This is a genomic window from Streptomyces clavifer (assembly GCF_036345975.1).
Taxonomy (GTDB): domain Bacteria; phylum Actinomycetota; class Actinomycetes; order Streptomycetales; family Streptomycetaceae; genus Streptomyces; species Streptomyces clavifer.
Window position 1 is genome coordinate 6111165 of record NZ_CP107793.1, and the last position, 15661, is coordinate 6126825.

Sequence of the window (15661 nt, forward strand, 5' to 3'; positions counted from 1 at the left end):
CCTATGTCAACGTACCTAAATGTTCTGCCGGGCCGTGACGGACCGTGTTCCCGTTCCGTGTCCCCGGCGCGGCACCGATCCGCCCGCACGGGCGTGCCGCCGACGAGGTCGGGCGGCTGAGGCGCCCTTTCGCCGTGGTGGTATATCTGCAGTCGAGAGACCCGGCGCACGTGAAGGCGGTCGAGAGAAGGACCATGGACAAGCCCACGCACTTGATCGAATTCGAGACCATGCTGCTCGGGCGGCACCTCCAGCTGAGCGCACCCCGGCTGAGGCGGAACAACCAGTCCCTGGACCGCAGCGCGTACACCCTGCTCAGCCGTATCCGGATGGAGGGCCCGATGTCCATCGGGCAGCTCAGCGAGGCCTTCGGGCTGGACGCCTCCACCCTGAACCGGCAGACCGCCGCCATGCTGCGCGCCGGGCTCGTCGAGCGCATCCCGGACCCCGAGGGCGGGATCGCCCGCAAGTTCCGCATCACCGAGGAGGGCGGGCGCGGCCTCGATGCCGAGCGGTCCGCGAACATCAGCGGTCTGGAGAAGGTCATGGCCGCGTGGGAGCCGGAGGAGGTCGCCGCGTTCGCCGCGTACCTCAAGCGCCTCAACACCGACATCGAGAACCTCGACGGGCGCCCCTGGCCCCGCCCCTGACCGACCGCCCCGCCCGCGCCTCCGCCGGGACGCCCGGTGCGCGCGGGAGCCATGGGTGTACCCGCCCCCGGGGCGTACGCCGCGGCCGGCCCGACCGCCCCGCCGCCGGGTCGGCCGGTAGCCGTGGGCCGAGACCTGAGGAAGATCCGGGCCACGGCCTGAAGAAGATCTACGGCTGCGCTTAAGAAATCCTCGATGGACCTGAGGGGCCGGGGTGCGGCACAGTCTCCATGACGGCGGAGAGCACCGGCGGGCCGTGCGCGGAGCCGATCCGGGCGCCCCGTCCCGTCCGCCGAACCCCATCGACCCCGGGCCGCAGGCCGCCTTCGGCATGCCCCGGCCCGGGGCGTTCACCAGGTACCAGGTACAGGGAGCCGCAGCCGTGAAGGCACTCGTGAAGCAGAAGGCCGAGCCGGGGCTCTGGCTGATGGACGTGCCGGAGCCGGAGATCGGCCCCGCGGACGTCCTGATCAAGGTCCTGCGCACCGGAATCTGCGGCACCGACCTCCACATCCGCGACTACGACGGCTGGGCGCAGCAGGCCGTGCGCACCCCCCTCGTCCTCGGCCACGAGTTCGTCGGCGAGGTCGCGGACCTCGGCTCCGACGTCGTCGACATCAAGGTCGGCGACCTGGTCAGCGGCGAGGGCCACCTGGTCTGCGGGAAGTGCCGCAACTGCCTCGCCGGACGGCGTCACCTCTGCCGCTCCACCCTCGGACTCGGCGTCGGCCGGGACGGGGCGTTCGCCGAGTACCTGGCACTGCCCGCGTCCAACGTGTGGGTGCACCGGGACAAGGTCGACCTCGACGTCGCCGCGATCTTCGACCCGTTCGGCAACGCCGTGCACACCGCCCTGTCGTTCCCGCTGGTCGGCGAGGACGTACTGATCACCGGCGCCGGGCCCATCGGCATCATGGCCGCCGCCGTCGCCCGCCACGCAGGCGCCCGCAGCGTCGTCATCACGGACGTCAGCGAGGCCCGCCTGGAACTGGCAAGGAAGGTCGGCGTCAGCCTCGCCCTCGACGTCGGCAAGGAGACCATCGCCGACGGCCAGCGCCACCTCGGCCTGCGGGAGGGCTTCGACATCGGCCTGGAGATGTCCGGCCGCCCCGAGGCGATGCAGGACATGATCGCGAACATGACGCACGGCGGCCGGATCGCGATGCTGGGGCTCCCGGCCGGACAGTTCCCCGTCGACTGGTCCCGCGTCGTGACGTCGATGCTCACCATCAAGGGCATCTACGGCCGTGAGATGTACGAGACTTGGTACGCCATGTCCGTGCTGCTGGAGGGCGGACTCGACCTCGCCCCCGTGATCACCGGACGGTACGGATACCGGGACTTCGAAGCCGCGTTCGACGACGCGGCGAGCGGTCTCGGCGGCAAGGTCCTGCTCGACTGGTCCGCCTGATCCGCACCCCGCCCGCCTCGTAGCCCCCGGCCCGTACCCACCTGGGAGACATCCTTCATGTTCGACTCCGTACGCGACGACCTGCGCACCACCCTCGACGAGATCCGGGACGCCGGACTCCAGAAGCCGGAGCGGGTGATCGGCACCCCGCAGTCCGCCACCGTCGGCGTCACCTCAGGGGGCCGCGCGGGCGAGGTCCTCAACTTCTGCGCCAACAACTACCTGGGCCTCGCCGACCACCCCGAGGTCGTCGCCGCCGCCCACGAGGCACTGGACCGCTGGGGCTACGGCCTGGCGTCCGTCCGCTTCATCTGCGGCACCCAGGAGGTCCACAAGGAGCTGGAACAGCGGCTCTCCGCGTTCCTGGGCCAGGAGGACACGATCCTCTACTCCTCCTGCTTCGACGCCAACGGCGGTGTCTTCGAGACCCTCCTGGGCCCCGAGGACGCGGTCATCTCCGACGCCCTCAACCACGCCTCCATCATCGACGGCATCCGCCTCTCCAAGGCGAAGCGCCACCGCTACGCCAACCGCGACATGGCCGACCTGGAGCGGCAGCTCAAGGAGGCGTCCGGGGCGCGGCGGAGGCTCGTCGTCACCGACGGCGTCTTCTCCATGGACGGATACGTCGCCCCGCTGGCCGAGATCTGCGACCTGGCCGACCGCTACGACGCCATGGTCATGGTCGACGACTCGCACGCCGTCGGCTTCGTCGGCCCCGGCGGCCGGGGCACCCCCGAGCTGCACGGAGTCATGGACCGCGTCGACATCATCACGGGCACGCTGGGCAAGGCACTGGGCGGCGCGTCGGGCGGCTACGTCGCGGCGCGCGCCGAGATCGTTGCGCTGCTGCGCCAGCGCTCCCGTCCGTACCTGTTCTCCAACTCGCTCGCCCCGGTCATCGCCGCCGCCTCCCTCAAGGTCATCGACCTGCTGGAGTCCGCCGGCGACCTGCGCGAGCAGCTCGACGCCAACACCGCGCTCTTCCGCTCCCGGATGACCGAGGAGGGCTTCGACATCCTGCCCGGCGACCACGCCATCGCCCCCGTCATGATCGGGGACGCGGCGAAGGCGTCCCGGATGGCGGAGCTGCTCCTCGAGCGCGGTGTGTACGTGATCGGATTCTCCTACCCGGTCGTCCCGCAGGGTGCCGCGCGCATCCGGGTCCAGCTCTCCGCCGCGCACTCCACCGAGGACGTCCACCGTGCCGTGGACGCGTTCATCGGCGCACGGGCCGCACTGGAGGCGTAGCACCCTCCCGCGACCTGGGACAATGGGCGCATGATCGATGCACGGCGGCTGCGCATCCTCCGTGCGGTGGCGGACCACCGCACGGTGACCGCCGCAGCCGCCGCGCTGTACCTCACCCCCTCCGCGGTCTCCCAGCAGCTCGCCGCCCTGGAGCAGGAGACCGGTCACCGGCTCGTCGAACGCGGTGCGCGGGGGGCCAGGCTCACCGCCGCCGGGGAGATCCTGCTGACCCACGCCAACGCGGTGCTGGCCCAGCTGGAGCGGGCCGAGGCGGAGCTCGCCGACTACGGCGCGGGAGTCGCGGGGACGGTCACGGTCGCCGCGTTCGCCACCGGCATCGGCCTCGTCCTCGCTCCCGCCATCGCGGAGCTGACCCGTACCGCCCCCGGCATCCGGGTCCGGGTGCAGGACGCCGAGGGCGACGCCAGCGTGCCGATGGTGCTGGACCGGCAGGTCGACGTGGCGGTCGCCGTCGAATACCGCGGCGCTCCCGGCGACGACGACCGACGGCTGACCCGGGTGCCGCTGTACTCCGAGCCCTTCGACGCGGTGCTGCCGGTCGGCCACCGCCTCGCCGGGCAGGAGCACATCGCCCTGGCCCACCTCGCCGAGGACGGGTGGATCGGTCCCTACCCCGGCAACCCCTGCCACGACGTGGTGGTCCTGGCCTGCGAGTACGCGGGATTCGCGCCCCGTCTGGAGCACTCGTCGGACGACTTCCACGCGGTGGTCGCGCTGGCCGGCGCGGGCGCCGGGGTGGCGCTCGTGCCACGTTCGGCACTGCGTGGCACGGAGCTCGGCGGTGTCGTCGTCCGGCCGGTGGAGGGCAGTGCCCCCACCCGCCGGGTCTTCGCCGCGGTGCGGCACGGGGCCGAAGGGCATCCGCTGATCAAGCCGGTGCTGGACGCGTTGGGGGCGGCGGCCGCGCCCGCGTAGGGCGCGGCGCGGCCCTCATCGGCGGGCGGCCGGAAGCAGGGTCCCCGCCGCGGCCGCCACCGTCACGGCCAGGGCCAGCGCCCCGTACTGCGCGGGCGCCATGTACGGGGCCGCACCGGCCAGTCCCACCGAGAACGCCGTGAGCGGCACCGCGGCGACCAGCGTGCCGATCGCCAGGCCGGCGACCGCCACCAGCCCGGTCTCCAGGACCAGCATCCGGGTCAGCTGGCCCCTCCCCGCGCCGACCAGCCGCAGCAGCCGCAACTCGCTCCGCCTGCCCGCCGAGATGAGGGCGAGGGTGCTGACCACCGCCAGGAGCGCGAAGCCGCCGATGACCCCGACCCCGACGACGATCAGCGCGTCGTCCCGCGCGGAGACCGGCGGGGCGATCCGCACGTCGTCCGCCGTCGCCCGGCGGACCGTCGCACCGCCGTACGGGGCGAGCGCGTCCCGTACGGCGGCAGCCGCCCTGCCGTCACCCGCGCCGGATTCCGTGCTGATCAGGACCGCCTGGTCGCGTGGGGCCGACACATGGTCCGTGAGCGCTGCCTGGGGAAGCATGAACTCACCGATTCCCAGGGCTCGTTCGTAGACCGCGACCACCCGCAGGCCGACAGCCGTGCCGTCCCCGAGCCACAGCTTCACGGTGCCGCCGACGCCCGTGTCCAGGGCGTCGGCCCGGTCCGCACCGACCGCCACCGTGTCCGTGCCCGTCAGGTCCCCGAGGTCGCCCGAGGTGACCCGCGGATCCAGGGTGCCCCGGAGCTGATCCGCCGTCACCCCCAGGACGGGGAGCCGGTCCAGTACGGGTTCGCCCGCCTCGCGGCGGGACAGCACCACGGACGACCGCAGCACACCGGTGGCCTCCGCGACACCGGGCGCCCGGCGCACCGCCTCCGCGGCCCCGGCCGGGAGCCCGCCGGGCGGGCCCGTCACCACCAGCTCCGCACGCAGTGCCGCGGCGGCCTCCCGGTCGGAGGCCCGCTCCATCGTCGACGACGCCGCCAGCTGCACACAGACGAACGCGACCACCAGCACGACCGGGGTGAGCGCCGCGCCCAGCCTGCGGGTGTGCGCGGCGGAGGACCTGGCCGCCAGGAACCCGGGGGCCCCGCCCGCCCGGCGTACCGGCCGGCCCAGCACACGGACCGCCACCCGGGCGATCCCCGGGCCCAGCAGCGCCACCGCGATGATCAGCGAGGTCGCGGAGCCCGACGCGGCCAGCGCCGCCGCCTGGCCGCCCTGCGTCGTGGCCAGACCTGCCGAACCGACCCCCGCCAGCGCCAGGAGCAGCCCGGTGACCGTACGCAGGCGGCCCGGATCGCTCGGCTCGGGCGCACCGGCGGCGTCCAGCGCGGCGGACGGCCGCATCCGGGTGATGCCCCGGGCGGCCAGCGCGGCAACGGGCCGCGCGGCCAGGGCGACGACCAGCGCTCCGGCGGCGCCCCCCGCGCACGGGAGCCAGACCGGCACGGGCAGCGGCAGCGGATCCGTGGCCAGCAGGGACCGGACCGCGAGCCCGAGCGGCACCGCCGCGACCCCTCCCACGAGCGCGGCGGCCCCGGCCACCCGGCCCGCCTCCCTGCCGATCGCCGACCGCAGCTGACGCGGGGACGCCCCCACGGCGCGCAGCAGCGCCAGCTCGCCCGAGCGTTGGTGGACGGCCTGGGAGAGGGTGGAGGCGATCACCAGGAGGGCCACCATCACGACGGTTCCCGCGAGGGAGGCCAGCAGCGCCAGGAGATCGTCCCGACTGCCCGGCGCGTCCACCCGCTCGCCCTCGCCGCGCTCCGCACCGGTCAGGACCCGCACCTCGCCGCCCGTGTCCGCCACGGCGGCGCGCAGCGACTCCCGCAGGGCCTCCGGGGCGACACCCGGCCCGGCGACGATCCCGATGGCGTCGACCGTGCCGGGGTGCCCGGCCAGCTCGGTCAGACGCGCCTCCGTGAAGAAGACGGCGGGGGAGCCCGGGTTCCGGCCGGTCCCGGCGAGTCCGCTGACGGTGTACTGCCGTGCCGGCCCGTCGGCCCGGAGCATCACGGTGGAGCCCGGCACCGTACCGGCCGGTGCCAGAGCCCTGTCCAGGACCACCTCGTCCGGGGTCCTCGGCGCCCGGCCGTCGGACAGCCGGTACGGAGTCAGCTCGGCGGAGGGCCACGAACGGCCCGTCGCCGGGGCCCCGTCGGCCAGGGCCACCGGCACCGCGTCGTCGGCGACGGCGCGCGCGACCCCGTCGGCCGCCGCCGCCCTCGCCACCAGTGCGCGGTCCAGACGGACCCGCTCGGGCAGATACGCCGTCACGGTCCGCGGCTCGTCGCCCCACGGCTTCGCGGTGTACCAGACCTTCTGGCCGGCCGCGACCACCGCGTCGGCGCCCGCGTACCGCTCCACCGGCGGCTGTGCGAGCAGCAGCGAACCGATGGCCGTCGCGAACGCGCCGAGCAGGGCCGCCGCGGCTGCCACGGCGGTGAACACCGCGGCCCAGGAGCGGCGATGGGCGGTCAGCGAGCGCCGGGCGAGGAACGCCGACGCCCGCCGGGAACCCGCCCGCGCGACCGCCACACGCGCCCGCCCCGTGCGCACGTCGGTGCGCGTGTCCGTGCTCATCGCAGCCGTCCGCCGTCCATCGTCAGCACGGTGTCGGCCCAGCTCGCCGCCACCGGGTCGTGGGTCACCATCACCACCGTGCGGCCGTCGACGCGCACCGCGTCCCGCAGCAGCGCCATCACCAGGGCCGCCGACTCCGGGTCCAGGGACGCCGTCGGCTCGTCCGCGAAGATCACGTCGGGCTCCGTCACCAGGGCCCGTGCCACCGCCACCCGTTGCTGCTGGCCGCCCGACAGCGTCGAGGGGCCGTCCTTCCCGCGCCCCGCGAGCCCCACCCGCGTCAGCAGCTCCCGCCCACGGGCGAGCACCCCGGCCCCTGCCGGGTCCGCTCCCGCCAGGACCAGGGGGAGGACGACGTTCTCCTCGATGCTCAGGGAGGGCACCAGGTTCAGGGCGTGGGACTGGAAGACGAAGCCGACCCGGTCCCGGCGCAACCGGGTCAGTGCCGCCTCGGACAGCGGACCGAGATCCGTCCCCCCGATCCGCACCGTCCCGGACGTGGGCCGGTCCAGGCCCGCCGCGCACTGCAGGAAGGTGCTCTTGCCCGACCCGGACGGGCCCACCACCGCGGTGAAACTCCCCGCGGGGACGGCGCAGCTGACCGTGTCCAGCGCGGTCGTCCCCCGGCCGCCGCCCCGCCGCCCGTAGTGCCGGCTGACCGACTCCAGACTCAGCGCGGCCGATCGCACCTCCGTGACCGTGTTCACGTCTGCTCCACCGTTCCTCTCGTTGCACATGCCCTTTGACCTGCATAAACGCTAGTCATCGCGAGGAGTTGGGGCGAGGGTGCGCACTCCCTGACCCGGGGTGGAGCAGACTCCACCCCGGCCGGGGGGAGGGCACCCCTCCGTACGGGGGTGAGCCCCCCGTACGGTGGGCTGCCATGACCTCCACTCCCTCCCCGCTGACGGTGGCCGTCCGGCGTTCGTGGGACGCGTCGCGCTACCTCCTCATCGGTATCCCGGTGGCGCTGACCGCCTGTGTGGGCGTGTTCCTCGTCCTCGCGGTGCTGCTGTCCGCCGTCGTGGTCATCGGGCTCCCCGCACTCCCCGAGGCGGCCAAAGTCCTTCGCAGGTTTGCGGAGTCCGAGCGCCGCAGGGCCGCCGCACGGCTGGGCGTCCCCTTCCGGCCGACGCCGTACCTGCCGCTGGACGCGGAGGAGCTCTCCGACCGGGTGCGCCGCGCCCTCACCGACCCGGCGACCCTGCGGGACGTGTTCCGGCTGCCGTTCCAGGCCCTCGCCGGCAACGCCCTCGGGTACCTCACGATGCTGCTGTGGCCGGTCGGCCTGCTCGTCGACGGTGCCGCGCTGACCGTCGTCCACCTGCTGGACCGGCGTACGAGCGACGAGTACGGCACCCCGGTGCCCGTGCGCCGGGGGTGGGTACTGCGCTGGCACCCGGTCCTCGCCGACCTCTCGGCGAGCTGGACGAGGGACGTCCTCACCTCCCCGGTGTCCGCCGTCCTGGACGAGCGCATCGCCCAGCTGACGGAGAGCCGGGCCGGGGCGGTGGAGGCCCACGGCGCCGAACTGCGCCGCATCGAAAGGGATCTGCACGACGGGGCGCAGGCCAGGATCGTCGCCCTCTCGATGCGCATAGGGCTGGCCAAGCAGCTCCTCGACCGCGACCCGGCGGCGGCACGCGTCCGGCTCGACGAGGCGCAGGACGGTGCGGAGGCGGCCCTGGCGGAACTGCGGCACGTGGTGCGCGGCATCCATCCGCCGGTGCTGACGGACCGTGGACTCGGCGGGGCGGTCCGGGCGCTGGCCGCCGGTGTGGCCGTGCCCGCCGAGGTGGTGCTGCACGGGATCGACGACGGGCGGCGGCTCCCGGCCGCGATCGAGGCCGCCGCCTACTTCGTCGTCGCCGAGGCCCTGACCAACATCAGCAAGCACAGCGGGGCGACGGCGGCGACCGTCCGGATCGCCAGGGGCCCCGGCACGCTCCGCGTACGCATCGGCGACGATGGGCGCGGCGGCGCGGACGAACGCGCCGGCAGCGGGCTGGTCGGGATCAGGCGGCGGGTCGCCGCCCTGGACGGCACCACCCGGATCAGCAGCCCCGCCGGGGGGCCGACGGACATCGAAGTGGAGCTGCCGTGCGGATCGTGATCGCCGAGGACAACGCGTTGCTGAGAGAGGGCATCATCCTCCTCCTCACCGGCTCGGGGCACGAGGTGGTCGCCGACGCGGCCACCGGTCCGGAGATCCTGCCCGCGCTGCTGGAGCACCGCCCCGACGTGGCCGTGCTCGACGTACGCCTCCCGCCGACCTTCCGCGACGAGGGCCTGCGCGCCGCGCTCGCGGCCCGGGCCGAGCTGCCCGGTCTGCCGATCCTCGTCCTGTCCCAGTACGTCGAGGAGACGTACGCCGCCGAGCTGCTGGCCCGGGGCGCGCAGGGCATCGGCTATCTGCTCAAGGACCGGGTGGGGCGCGTCGAGCAGTTCCTGGAGGCCCTGGACAGGGTGGCCGCCGGCGGCACGGCCCTGGACCCCGAGGTGGTGTCGCAACTGCTGACCCGCAAGGCGTCCGCACGGCCGCTGCAGAGCCTCACCGCACGGGAGCGGCAGGTCCTGGAGCACATGGCGCAGGGCAAGGCCAACAGCACCATCGCGGCCGAACTGGTCGTGACGGAACGAGCGGTGAGCAAGCACATCGGTTCGATCTTCGCCAAGCTCGGACTGGAGCCCGACGACGGCACGGTGCACCGGCGCGTGCTCGCGGTGCTGGCCTACCTGGAGGGCAGGGGCGAGGACCGGGGCCATCGGTGACGGCCGGCGCTCCGGGGCGCCGGGGTCCGTCCCCCGGGCCCGGCCGGCCGCTCGACGGCCGACGTGGGCGGCCGCGTCGTGACGGCGGGCTCCCCGCACGCGGCGGTCGGGGTGAGGACCGGACGTCCCCGTGCCTGCTCGTCGGCGGCTGCGGCGACGGGCTCGCCTCCCCCGTCCGCGAGGTGGCTCACGCGGGCTGCAGGAGGTCCCACCGGTTGCCGTACAGATCCTCGAAGACCGCGACCGAGCCGTACGCCTCGTGCCGCGGCTCCTCCAGGAAGCGCACCCCCGCGGCCCGCATCCGCTCGTGGTCGCCCGCGAAGTCCTCCGTGTGCAGGAAGAACCCGACCCGGCCGCCCGTCTGCGCCCCGACGCTCTCCAGCTGAGCGGCGTCCTTGGCGCGGGCCAGCAGGAGCCCCGTGCCCTGCGTGCCGCGGGGACGCACCACCACCCAGCGCGAGCCGTCACCGCGGTCGGTGTCCTCCACCAACTCGAAGCCGAGGGCGTCCGTGTAGTAGGTGAGGGCCTCGTCGTAGTCGCGGACGACCAGGGTGACCAGGGCGATGTGGGACATGGCGATCCTTCGGGACAGGGGGCGGCTGCGCGCACCCGGGACGTTATACGTAACACTTCTCGGCGCCACACTAACGCCGTCCGGCCCGCGCCGGGGACAATGCCCAGCATGGACACGACCGACCTCACCGAGCTGACGGCCCGCGCGCGCCGCCTCGCCGTCCCCGGCGCCCGCCGCGTCCTGGGCATCGCGGGAGCGCCCGGAGCCGGGAAGTCCACTCTGGCCGCCCGGCTGGTCGACTCGCTGGAAGGGCGCGCGGTCCTCGTGCCGATGGACGGCTTCCACCTGGCAGGGGCCGAGCTGGAGCGCCTCGGCCTGGCCGGCCGCAAGGGCGCCCCCGACACCTTCGACGCCGCCGGTTTCGCGGCCCTGCTCCGGCGGCTGCGGCACCCCGAGGGGGCCGGCCCGGTGTACGCGCCCACCTTCGACCGTAGCCTGGAGGAACCGATCGCCGGTGCCGTACCCGTCCTGCCGGAGACCCCGCTCGTCGTGACCGAGGGCAACTACCTCCTCCTGGACGACGGGCCGTGGGCGCCGGTGCGCGGGCTGCTCGACGAGGTGTGGTTCCTCGACCCCGATCCCGGCCTGCGGGTGCGCAGGCTCGTGGAACGCCATGTGCGGTTCGGCAAGCCGCGTCCGCAGGCCGAGCGCTGGGTCGCCGCCTCCGACGAACGCAACGCCCGGCTGGTCGAGCGCGGCCGCGACCGGGCCGACCTCGTCGTACGGGTCGGCGACATGTCCTGATCCTGGTCGCGCACGCCGACCCGCACGGGCAGGATGCTGTGTGCCGCGTCGCCCCGCCAGGAGGTCCACATGTCCAGCCCCGACCAGCCCGTCCCCTTCACCGCCGACGACTACCGGGCCCGGATGGCCCGCGCGGCCGAATCGGCCGATGCCGCGGGGCTCGCGGGTGTCCTCGTGGCGCCGGGCCCCGACCTGGTGCACCTCACCGGCTACCGGCTGCCCGCGGAAACCGAACGCCTCACCCTCCTCGTCCTGCGGGCCGGGCAGGACCCCGTCCTCGTCGTCCCGGCCCTGGAGGCCCCGGACGCCGAACGCGCGACCGGAGCCCCGGCACTCACCCTGCGCGACTGGACCGACGCATCGGATCCGTACGCCCTGACCGCCGGACTCCTCGACGGCCAGGGACGGTTCGGAGTCAGCGACAACACCTGGGCGCTGCACCTCCTCGCGCTGCAGCAGCGCCTCCCCGGCACCTCCTACGCCTCGCTCACCGCCGCGCTGCCGATGCTGCGAGCCGTGAAGGACGCGGCCGAACTGGAACGGCTCACAGCGGCGGGTGCCGCCGCCGACGCCGCGTACGAGAAGATCCTCGGGGTCCGCTTCTCCGGGCGGAAGGAGACCGAGGTCGCCGCCGATCTGGCCGCCTTCCTCACGGAGTCCGGTCACTCGCAGGTCGACTTCACCGTGGTCGGGTCGGGCCCGAACGGCGCGGTCCCGCACCACGAGGCAGGCGACCGGACCATCGAGCGGGGGGACATGGTCGTCCTCGACTTCGGCGGCCTGAAGCACGGCTACGGCTCCGACACCTCCCGCACGGTCCACGTCGGCGAACCCACCGCCGAGGAGCAGCGGGTGCACGATGTCGTACGGCAGGCGCAGGAGGCGGGCTGCCGTGCGGTGCGGCCCGGGGTCGCCTGCCAGGACATCGACCGGGCGGCGCGCGCCGTCATCACCGGGTTCGGCTACGGCGAGCGCTTCATCCACCGCACCGGTCACGGCATCGGCGTCACCACCCACGAGCCGCCCTACATGATCGAGGGCGAGGAGCAGCCGCTGGTGCCCGGGATGTGCTTCTCGGTGGAGCCCGGCATCTACCTCCCCGGCCGCTTCGGTGTGCGCATCGAGGACATCGTCACGGTCACCGAGGACGGCGGGCGGCGGCTGAACACCACGTCGCGCGAGATGGCGATCGTCGAGTAGGCCGGCACCCGGCGCCCCGATGCCGGCCCCGCGGGGCCCGGTGACGTGGGCGGTGCGGGACGCCGTACGCGCAGAGGGCCGGCCTGCTCAGTCGTCCGCCAGTACCACGCACGACTCCGGTGGCAGGTGCAGCAGCCCGTCGCCGGCCGGTGCGCCGACCGGGTCCCAGGCGGCCAGCACCCGGCCCCCGCCGGTGCGGTGACGGCCGCCACCCAGCGCGATGACGACGGGTTCCCCGGACAGGTTGACCGCGATCCGCAGATCGCCCCTGCGGAAGGCCAGCCAGCGGGCCTCCTCGTCGTACGCCGTCCTGACCGAGGCCAGATCGGGGTCGGAGAGATCGGGCATGGCCCGGCGCAGCGCGATCAGTTCGCGGTACCAGGCCTGGAGGCGGGCGTGCGGCTCGCGCGCGGGTTCGCTCCAGTCGAGGCGGGAACGGTCCCGGGTGCGCGGGTCCTGCGGATCGGGGATGTCCTCCTCGGCCCAGCCGTGTGCCGCGAACTCCCGCCGTCTGCCCTCGCGTACGGCCCGGGCGAGCGCCGGGTCGGTGTGGTCGGTGAAGAACTGCCACGGGGTGCGGGCGCCCCACTCCTCGCCCATGAAGAGCATCGGGGTGAAGGGACCGGTGAGCACGAGGGCCGCCGCGCAGGCCTGGAGCCCGGGGGAGAGGCCGGCGGCGAGCCGGTCGCCCAGGGCCCGGTTGCCGATCTGGTCGTGGGTCTGGGCGTACCCGACGAAGCGGTGGGCGGGGGTGCGGGCGACGTCGACGGGACGGCCGTGCGTCCGGCCCCGGAAGCCGGAGTACGTCCCGTCGTGGAAGAACGCGCCGGTCAGGGTCTTGGCCAGGGCGGCCAGCGGGGCGACGGCGAAGTCGGCGTAGTAGCCCCGGGACTCGCCGGTCAGGGCGGTGTGCAGGCAGTGGTGGAAGTCGTCGTTCCACTGGGCGTGGAGTCCGAGACCGCCCTCCTCGCGCGGGGTGGTGGTGCGCGGATCGCACAGGTCGGACTCGGCGATCAGGGGGAGCGGGCGGCCGAGCTCCGCGGCGAGGGCGTCGACGGCCGTGGAGAGCTCTTCCAGGAAGGTGAGCGCCCTGCTGTCGGCCAGTGCGTGGACGGCGTCCAGGCGGAGCCCGTCCAGCCGGTAGTCCCGGAGCCAGGCGAGCGCGCTGCCCAGGAGGTAGGCGCGGACCTCGTCCGAGCCCGCGGCGTCGAGGTTGACGGCCGAGCCCCAGGGGGTCTGATGCGTGTCGGTGAAGTACGGGCCGAAGGCCGGGAGGTGGTTGCCGGACGGGCCCAGATGGTTGTGGACCACGTCCAGGACGACCGCGAGGCCCAGACCGTGCGCGGTGTCGACGAAGTGCTTCAGGCCGGCCGGGCCGCCGTACGGTTCGTGCACGGCCCACAGGGACACCCCCTCGTACCCCCATCCGTGGGTGCCGGGGAAGGGGCAGACGGGCATCAGCGACACATGGGTGATGCCGAGCTCGGCGAGGTGCCCGAGGCGCCCGGCCGCCGCGTCGAAGGTGCCCGCGTCCGTGAACGTACCGATGTGCAGCTCGTACAGGACGGCGCCCGGCAGTCCGCGCCCCGCCCACGCGTTGCGCCAGGCGTACGCCGTCTGGTCCACGACCGCGCTCTCGCCGTCGGGGCCGTCCGGCTGGCGGCGCGAGCGCGGGTCGGGGAGCACGGGCCCGTCGTCGAGCGCGAAGCCGTAGCGGTCGCCGTCGGCCGCCTCGGCGTCGGCCGTCCACCAGCCCTCCCGCAGCGGATCGCGCACCATCGGCCGCGGCCCGTCCGCCGTCCGCAGCACGGCCGACTCGGCCTCCGGCGCCCACACCTCGAACTGCATCCACCACTCCTCGTCCATGAACCGGAAGCCCGGCAGCGGGCCCGTACTCGGCGGAAGTCGCACTCGGGGCCCCGGAAGACTGGAGCGAGCCCATGACTGGCGATTAGGGTCTGGTCCTGATCATTGCCCTACCGGGTTCTGCTCATACGTAGAGAAGCCGGGCAGTAATCCGAGGTCCCCCTTACGGCTGCTGGAGTCCGAGATGACCGTGCCGACCTTTCCACCCGGCTTCCTCTGGGGAGCCTCCGCCTCCGCCTTCCAGACCGAAGGGGCGTTCGACGCCGACGGAAAGGGGCTCTCCGGCTGGGACGCGTTCGCCGCACTGCCTGGCCGGATCAAGGACGGCACGGACACCACCCGGGGTACCGGCTTCCACGAGCACTACCGCGAGGACGTGGCCCTGCTCGCCGGACTCGGCGCGGACGCCTTCCGCTTCTCCATCAGCTGGCCGCGGGTCGTGCCGGGCGGCAGCGGCGCGCTCAACCCCGCCGGGCTCGACTTCTACGACCGGCTCGTCGACGAGCTCTGTGCCCACGGCATCACACCCGCCCCCACCCTCTACCACTGGGACACCCCGCTCCCGCTCGACGAGGCGGGCGGCTGGCTCAACAGGGACACCGCCTACCGCTTCGCCGAATACGCGGGCATCGTCGCGGAGCGCCTCGCGGACCGCGTGCCCATGTGGATCACCATCAACGAACCGGCCGAGGTGACGATGCTCGGCTACGCACTCGGAGAGCACGCACCCGGCCGCACCCTCCTCTTCGACGCGCTTCCGGCCGCCCACCACCAACTCCTCGCCCACGGGCTGGCCGTGCGCGCGCTGCGTGCCGCGGGCGCCGACAACATCGGCATCGCGCTCTCCCACAGCCCCGTCTGGACGGCCGGGGACACCGAGGAGGACCGGCAGGGCGCCGCGCTCTACGACACCCTGACCAACTGGCTCTTCGCCGACCCGGTCCTGACCGGCCGCTACCCCGACGAGGGCTTCGCCGCCCTGATGCCGGGCCCCGTCGAGGACGACCTCAAGGTGATCTCCACCCCGCTCGACTGGTACGGGGTCAACTACTACAACCCCACCCTCGTCGGCGCACCGAGGCCCGAAGCCCTCGGCTCCTTCTCCGGCTACACGATGCCGGCCGAACTCCCCTTCGGGATCAGGGAGATCGAAGGGTACGAGACGACCGACTTCGGCTGGCCCGTCGTCCCCGAGGGCCTCGCCGAGACACTCGGCGGCCTGAAGGACCGCTTCGGGGACCGGCTGCCGCCCGTCTACATCACCGAGAACGGCTGCGCGGTCGACGAACCCGTCGCCGACGGCCGCCGCATCGCCTTCCTGGAAGGACACCTGGGGGCACTGCGCACGGCCATCGACGCCGGCGTCGACGTGCGCGGATACTTCACCTGGTCGCTGACCGACAACGTGGAGTGGACCGAGGGCGCCAGCAAGCGCTTCGGCCTGGTCCACATCGACTACGAGACGCTGCGGCGCACGCCCAAGGACTCGTACGCCTGGTACCGCGACGTGATCCGCGCCCAGCGCCCCGCCGGCACGGGCTGACGGCCGCTCAGTCCGGGCGGACGCGCTCCCGCGCGATGCGGTGACCGGCCCAGGCACTCGCTCGGACGCACCGAGGTGCCGGCAGGGCGACAGCGGACGCACCGAGG

At 74.1% G+C, this 15661-nt stretch carries 13 protein-coding genes; 9 read left to right on the forward strand and 4 right to left on the reverse strand.

Going from position 1 to position 15661, the window contains the following annotated elements:
* Window positions 1-194: 194 nt before the first annotated feature.
* The 4 genes from OG927_RS26500 to OG927_RS26515 all read left to right on the forward strand — a co-directional run bounded on the left by OG927_RS26500 (window position 195) and on the right by OG927_RS26515 (window position 4248).
* The gene (locus OG927_RS26500) at window positions 195-650 is read left to right on the forward strand and encodes a MarR family winged helix-turn-helix transcriptional regulator (protein ID WP_056792488.1); all 456 of its coding nucleotides are present in this window, start codon (window positions 195-197) and stop codon (window positions 648-650) included.
* A gap of 382 nt (window positions 651-1032) precedes the next feature.
* Complete coding sequence (tdh, locus tag OG927_RS26505) at window positions 1033-2061, forward strand: L-threonine 3-dehydrogenase (RefSeq protein ID WP_124280761.1); 1029 nt, start codon at window positions 1033-1035, stop codon at window positions 2059-2061.
* Between the two features lie 57 nt (window positions 2062-2118).
* Window positions 2119-3312: a glycine C-acetyltransferase gene (locus OG927_RS26510; protein ID WP_056791886.1), complete on the forward strand. Its 1194-nt coding sequence runs from the start codon at window positions 2119-2121 to the stop codon at window positions 3310-3312.
* A 30-nt stretch (window positions 3313-3342) separates the two neighbouring features.
* Window positions 3343-4248 (forward strand): LysR family transcriptional regulator, encoded by a 906-nt coding sequence (locus OG927_RS26515; RefSeq protein WP_209469460.1) that lies wholly within the window; start codon window positions 3343-3345, stop codon window positions 4246-4248.
* Window positions 4249-4263: 15 nt separating this feature from the next.
* Here OG927_RS26515 and OG927_RS26520 read toward each other — a convergent pair whose 3' ends face one another.
* Complete coding sequence (locus OG927_RS26520; protein WP_209469459.1) at window positions 4264-6855, reverse strand: ABC transporter permease; 2592 nt, start codon at window positions 6853-6855, stop codon at window positions 4264-4266.
* Entirely contained in the window at window positions 6852-7592 is a 741-nt protein-coding gene (locus OG927_RS26525; protein ID WP_056791892.1) for an ABC transporter ATP-binding protein, read from the reverse strand. The genes OG927_RS26520 and OG927_RS26525 overlap by 4 nt, the downstream gene beginning before the upstream one ends.
* A 146-nt stretch (window positions 7593-7738) precedes the next feature.
* Between OG927_RS26525 and OG927_RS26530 the strand changes: the two genes are divergently transcribed.
* Both OG927_RS26530 and OG927_RS26535 read left to right on the forward strand, forming a co-directional pair.
* Window positions 7739-8968 carry a sensor histidine kinase gene (locus OG927_RS26530; RefSeq protein ID WP_209469458.1) on the forward strand — a complete coding sequence of 410 codons (1230 nt, stop codon included), beginning with the start codon at window positions 7739-7741 and terminating at the stop codon, window positions 8966-8968.
* Window positions 8956-9627 carry a LuxR C-terminal-related transcriptional regulator gene (locus OG927_RS26535; protein WP_056791896.1) on the forward strand — a complete coding sequence of 224 codons (672 nt, stop codon included), beginning with the start codon at window positions 8956-8958 and terminating at the stop codon, window positions 9625-9627. The genes OG927_RS26530 and OG927_RS26535 overlap by 13 nt, the downstream gene beginning before the upstream one ends.
* 187 nt (window positions 9628-9814) lie before the next feature.
* On the opposite strand, the gene OG927_RS26540 is transcribed toward OG927_RS26535, so the two are convergent.
* Window positions 9815-10201 (reverse strand): VOC family protein, encoded by a 387-nt coding sequence (locus tag OG927_RS26540; protein ID WP_124280758.1) that lies wholly within the window; start codon window positions 10199-10201, stop codon window positions 9815-9817.
* Window positions 10202-10309: 108 nt separating this feature from the next.
* On the opposite strand from OG927_RS26540, the gene OG927_RS26545 reads away from it, so the two are divergent.
* Both OG927_RS26545 and OG927_RS26550 read left to right on the forward strand, forming a co-directional pair.
* Entirely contained in the window at window positions 10310-10945 is a 636-nt protein-coding gene (locus tag OG927_RS26545; protein WP_056791900.1) for a nucleoside/nucleotide kinase family protein, read from the forward strand.
* A 69-nt stretch (window positions 10946-11014) separates the two neighbouring features.
* Window positions 11015-12145, forward strand: coding sequence for an aminopeptidase P family protein (locus tag OG927_RS26550; RefSeq protein WP_330320891.1), 1131 nt, complete (start codon window positions 11015-11017; stop codon window positions 12143-12145).
* Between the two features lie 87 nt (window positions 12146-12232).
* Here OG927_RS26550 and treZ read toward each other — a convergent pair whose 3' ends face one another.
* Entirely contained in the window at window positions 12233-13993 is a 1761-nt protein-coding gene (gene treZ, locus OG927_RS26555; protein ID WP_056791903.1) for a malto-oligosyltrehalose trehalohydrolase, read from the reverse strand.
* 202 nt (window positions 13994-14195) lie between these two features.
* Here treZ and OG927_RS26560 point away from each other — a divergent pair, with 202 nt between their 5' ends.
* Window positions 14196-15554, forward strand: a complete 1359-nt coding sequence (locus tag OG927_RS26560) for a GH1 family beta-glucosidase (RefSeq protein ID WP_056791904.1) — start codon at window positions 14196-14198, stop codon at window positions 15552-15554.
* Window positions 15555-15661: the final 107 nt, after the last annotated feature.

Bases quoted from the DNA above. Each gene is read 5' to 3' on its own strand.
- OG927_RS26500 (WP_056792488.1), top strand. From the start codon at position 195: ATGGACAAGCCCACGCACTTGATCGAATTCGAGACCATGCTGCTCGGG.
- OG927_RS26510 (WP_056791886.1), top strand. From the start codon at position 2,119: ATGTTCGACTCCGTACGCGACGACCTGCGCACCACCCTCGACGAGATC.
- OG927_RS26515 (WP_209469460.1), top strand. From the start codon at position 3,343: ATGATCGATGCACGGCGGCTGCGCATCCTCCGTGCGGTGGCGGACCAC.
- OG927_RS26520 (WP_209469459.1), bottom strand. From the start codon at position 6,855: ATGAGCACGGACACGCGCACCGACGTGCGCACGGGGCGGGCGCGTGTG.
- OG927_RS26525 (WP_056791892.1), bottom strand. From the start codon at position 7,592: ATGTGCAACGAGAGGAACGGTGGAGCAGACGTGAACACGGTCACGGAG.
- OG927_RS26530 (WP_209469458.1), top strand. From the start codon at position 7,739: ATGACCTCCACTCCCTCCCCGCTGACGGTGGCCGTCCGGCGTTCGTGG.
- OG927_RS26540 (WP_124280758.1), bottom strand. From the start codon at position 10,201: ATGTCCCACATCGCCCTGGTCACCCTGGTCGTCCGCGACTACGACGAG.
- OG927_RS26545 (WP_056791900.1), top strand. From the start codon at position 10,310: ATGGACACGACCGACCTCACCGAGCTGACGGCCCGCGCGCGCCGCCTC.
- OG927_RS26550 (WP_330320891.1), top strand. From the start codon at position 11,015: ATGTCCAGCCCCGACCAGCCCGTCCCCTTCACCGCCGACGACTACCGG.
- treZ (WP_056791903.1), bottom strand. From the start codon at position 13,993: ATGCAGTTCGAGGTGTGGGCGCCGGAGGCCGAGTCGGCCGTGCTGCGG.
- OG927_RS26560 (WP_056791904.1), top strand. From the start codon at position 14,196: ATGACCGTGCCGACCTTTCCACCCGGCTTCCTCTGGGGAGCCTCCGCC.